The organism is Haemophilus haemolyticus (genome assembly GCF_001008275.1).
GTDB lineage: Bacteria > Pseudomonadota > Gammaproteobacteria > Enterobacterales > Pasteurellaceae > Haemophilus > Haemophilus haemolyticus_P.
The window spans coordinates 1-1,179 of the sequence record NZ_LCTH01000050.1; the positions used below are offsets into that span (position 1 = coordinate 1).

The following is a 1,179-nucleotide window of genomic DNA, read 5'->3' on the forward strand; positions in this document are numbered from 1 at the left end:
GATCTGCACCCCAAAAGTTGGACTAAATAACCAACTAACTAAGGTGCAGATTTTTTTATGACCAAATACAATTTTCTTTTCAAGCAACAAGTCATCGAATTTTATCTTCAAAATGGTAAAAATAGTTCACTTACCCGCAGGCATTTTCAACTTGCCGAAACAACATTAGAACGTTGGATTAACCAATTTAATCATAGTGGAATCAATGGGCTAGCCGTGCTGGGTAAGAAGCGAAATTACTCACCTGAATTTAAACTTAACGTGATACAAGCGGTTAAAAATGGGCAATTTTCTGCAGAAGCCGCTTGCTTACATTTTGGTATTGCCAATTCAGGCGTTGTTAGCCAATGGTTGAAAGCCTTTGAAAAACAAGGTATAAACGGCTTAATCCCCAAACCTAAAGGTCGCCCAACCATGAAACCGAAATACCCTAAAATGCCGCCTAAGCCTAAAACACGAGAGGAAGAACTAGAATTGGAAAATCTCCGACTACGTGCGGAGAACGCAATCCTAAAAAAGTTGCAAGAGCTCAACCAACAAAAAATGCAGAAAAAGCCACTATCGTAAAGGCATTACGCATTCATTTTCCGCTGCCCATTTTATTAGATTTAATCGGTTTGGCACGCAGTGTTTTCTTCTATCACTTGAAGACGAAAAACGATAAAAATTCAGCACTCTCACAAGAAATCGCCACTATTTATCATGATAATCACGGAAACTACGGTTATCGCCGTGTGACGTTTAAGCTAAGAGAAACCATGAAAATTAACCATAAAAAAGTGCAACGTATTATGCAATGCTTAGGACTTAAGGGAAAATGCAAGACACAACAATATCGTTCTTATCAAGGTGAAGTCGGGCGTATTGCGGATAATCTGTTACAACGCGATTTTACGGCAACACAGCCTAATGAAAAATGGACAACTGACATTGCCGAGTTCAAGTGTGCGGAAGGCAAGCTCTATTTATCCCCCATTAAGGATTTATTTAACAATGAAATTATTGCTTATGATTTAGCTCGAAGCCCGAACTTTGAGCAAATTACCCGAATGATGAAACAAGCTGTAGCAAGGCTTGAAGGCGCAAAACCGATTTTACATTCGGACCAAGGTTGGCAGTATCAGATGATAGGCTATCAAAACATACTCAGGGAGAATGGCATTCAACAAAGTATGTCAA

At 39.3% G+C, this 1,179-nt stretch carries 1 pseudogene; it reads left to right on the top strand.

Annotated features, from left to right (window positions below):
- Window positions 1–57: 57 nt before the first annotated feature.
- A pseudogene (locus AAX15_RS09345) lies at window positions 58–1,179 on the top strand (IS3 family transposase); the annotation flags it as partial.